Genomic DNA, 2,650 nt, shown 5'->3' with positions numbered 1-2,650 from the left:
GTCGTCGGGCAGGCCGAGCCGGCGGGCCACCCGGGCCAGCAACGCGTCCGCGACCGCTGCCGCGGCGGCGCGCACGGCACCGCCGCTCATCCACGTCTGGCGGGACGCGCTGGTCGACCCGGCGCTGCCGACGGTGGTGTCCGCCGGGGCGAGCACCACCTCGTCCACCCCGAGCTCGGTGCGGACGATCTGCCCGGCGATCGTCACGAAGCCCTGGCCGACCTCGGCGCACGCGCTGTGCACGACCGCCCGGGGCCCGCCGTCCGGCCCGGTCTCCAGGCGCACCCGGGCGGTGGCGTCGTCGTCGAACCCCTCGGAGAACAGCAGGTTCTTGTACGCCACCGCGTAGCCGACCCCACGGCGGACGCGGGCCGGGTCGGCCGCGGCGAGGCGCCCGCCGGGCAGCGACGTCACCGGCGTCCGCCCGGAGACCGGCGGCGGCAGCGGCCGGTCCACGAGTATGTCGATCATCTCCCGCAGCGGCAGCGGCTCGGGCACGACCTGCCCGGTGGGCAGCACGTCGCCCGGCTCGAGCGCGTTGCGCCGGCGCAGCTCCACCGGGCCGATGCCGAGGGCGTCGGCGAGCCGGTCCATCTGCGCCTCATGCCCGATGGCCACCTGGGGGACACCGAAACCACGCATCGCCCCGCACGGCGGGTTGTTCGTGCGGACCACCCAGCCGTCCAGCACCGCGTTGGGCACCCGGTAGGGCCCGGCGGCGTGCGTGACCGCGTTCGTCAGCACCGCCGGGGACGACGACGCGTACGCCCCGCCGTCCAGGATCAGACGCGCCTGGACGCTGACCAGCAGCCCGTCCCGGGATGCGGTGTGCCGGAACCACATCCGGGCCGGATGCCGGTGCGGATGGCCGAGGAACGACTCGACCCGGTCGTAGGCGATCCGCACCGGGCTGCCGGTGACCAGCGCGAGCAGCGCGCCGTGGATCTGGAGCGTGATGTCCTCGCGTCCGCCGAAGGCCCCGCCGACACCGGCGAGGGCCAGGTGCACCCGGTGCTCGGCAAGGCCCAGGCAGGCCGCGACCTGCTCACGGTCGGAGTGCAGCCACTGCGTCGCCACCCGCAGGTCGACGCCGCCGTCGGCCGTCGGCACGGCCAGCGCGGCCTCGCAGCCCAGGAACGCCTGGTCCTGCATGCCCACGACATAGGAGTCGGTGACGCTGACCGCGCCGCGGGCCGCCGGGTCGCCGTGGCGAAGATGGATCTCGCGGAAGATGTTCCCGTCGGGATGCAGCAGCTCGAACCCGCCGGGACACGGCGGCCCGTCAGGACGTGACAGCCCGTCGGCATGCGGCGGCCCGTCAGGGCGCGGCAGCCCGTCGGCATGCGGCGATCCGTCGGGGCGCGGCGGCTCGGGGCCGCGGGCGGCGGCCACGATCCGCTCGGGGTCGGTCCACGGTGGCAGCGGCTCGTAGTCGACCTCGATCGCGGCCAGCGCCGCGGTGGCGGTCCGGGCGTCCACCGCCGCCACCGCCGCCACCGGTTCGCCCTGGTAGCGCACGACGTCGGCGGCGAACACCGGCTGGTCGGCGACGATCAGGCCGTAGGTGGCCCGGCCCGGCACGTCCGCCGCGGTCACGACCGCCGCCACCCCGGGCATCCGGCGGGCCGCGGCGGTGCTGATCCGGCGGATGCGCGCCCGTGGATGGGGGCTGCGCAGCGTCCGGGCGTGCAGCATCCCCGGCAGGTGGAGATCACCCGCGTACGGGAAGGTGCCGCCGGCCTTGGCCGGCCCGTCCGGGCGCGGCACGGGCGCCCCGATCCCCTGACCGCTGCCCCGGCCGGCGGCCGCCGGATCGACGGGCTCCCGGCCAGCGAATATTCGATCATCGGACGTCCGGGCGGACGGTGTCCGTCCGGCATGGTCAGCGGGCGGACGCGGGTTCATCATCGTCCCGGTCTTCCGTGCCGCCCACCGGCCTGTCCCCGGTCACTGCTCCGTCCCCGGTCACCGGCCCGTCCCCGGTCACCGGCCCGTCCCCGGTCGCTGGTGGGAGCCTCCTGGCCGGCGGCGGGCCTCCTGGACCGAGCGGATCGCGGCGATAATCCGCCCGTAGCCGGTGCACCGGCAGATGTTGCCGGCCAGCGACTCGCGGATCTCGTCCTCACCGGCGTCGGGACGCCGGGCCAGCAGGTCGGTGACGGCGACGACGAATCCCGGCGTGCAGAAGCCGCACTGGACCGCGCCGTGGGCGAGGAAGGCGGCCTGCACCGCCCGCGCCGGCCCGCCCACACCCAGCCCGGCCACGGTCGTGACCTGGGCGTCGGCGGCGTCCGCGGCGAGGACCGTGCAGCTCGCCACCAGCCGGCCGTCCATCAGGACCGAGCAGGAGCCACACCGGCCCTGCTCACAGGCGTCCTTGACCGACAGCACGCCCAGGTGGTCGCGCAGCACACGCAGCAGGGACTCCCCGAACCAGGCATCGGTCACCTCCCGCACGCCACCGTCGATGTGGAGCTGGTAGGACACCCGCGGCTCGGCATCGCGCGGCGGGCACGCCGGATCCTCCTCGACGCAGGCGCGCCGGTGGGCGGGCTCACTCATGGGCGTGCCCACCGCCCGTCCACGGACCGGGCCGGCGACGGCGCGGACAGGCAGCGCCCGGCGGCGCGCGCCGCCAGCACCCCGGCGG

At 76.4% G+C, this 2,650-nt stretch carries 2 protein-coding genes; both read right to left on the bottom strand.

Features of this window, described 5'->3' with window-relative positions:
- Window positions 1–1,905, bottom strand: a 1,905-nt coding sequence (locus NBX02_RS05785) for a molybdopterin cofactor-binding domain-containing protein (protein ID WP_250290319.1), incomplete at its 3' end; no start/stop codon positions are given.
- Between the two features lie 78 nt (window positions 1,906–1,983).
- A complete protein-coding gene (locus NBX02_RS05780; RefSeq protein ID WP_250285993.1) occupies window positions 1,984–2,562 on the bottom strand; it encodes a (2Fe-2S)-binding protein in 579 nt (192 codons plus the stop codon).
- Window positions 2,563–2,650: the final 88 nt, after the last annotated feature.

Origin of the sequence: Protofrankia sp. CiP1_Cm_nod1 (genome assembly GCF_920888515.1) — a bacterium.
Lineage (GTDB): Bacteria > Actinomycetota > Actinomycetes > Frankiales > Frankiaceae > Protofrankia.
The sequence above is the reverse complement of the archived record's forward strand: the minus strand, read 5'-3'. Positions and strand labels throughout refer to the sequence as shown.

What these genes read in the sequence shown, in the direction of transcription:
- NBX02_RS05780 (WP_250285993.1), bottom strand. Translation starts at nt 2,562, where the DNA reads ATGAGTGAGCCCGCCCACCGGCGCGCCTGCGTCGAGGAGGATCCGGCG.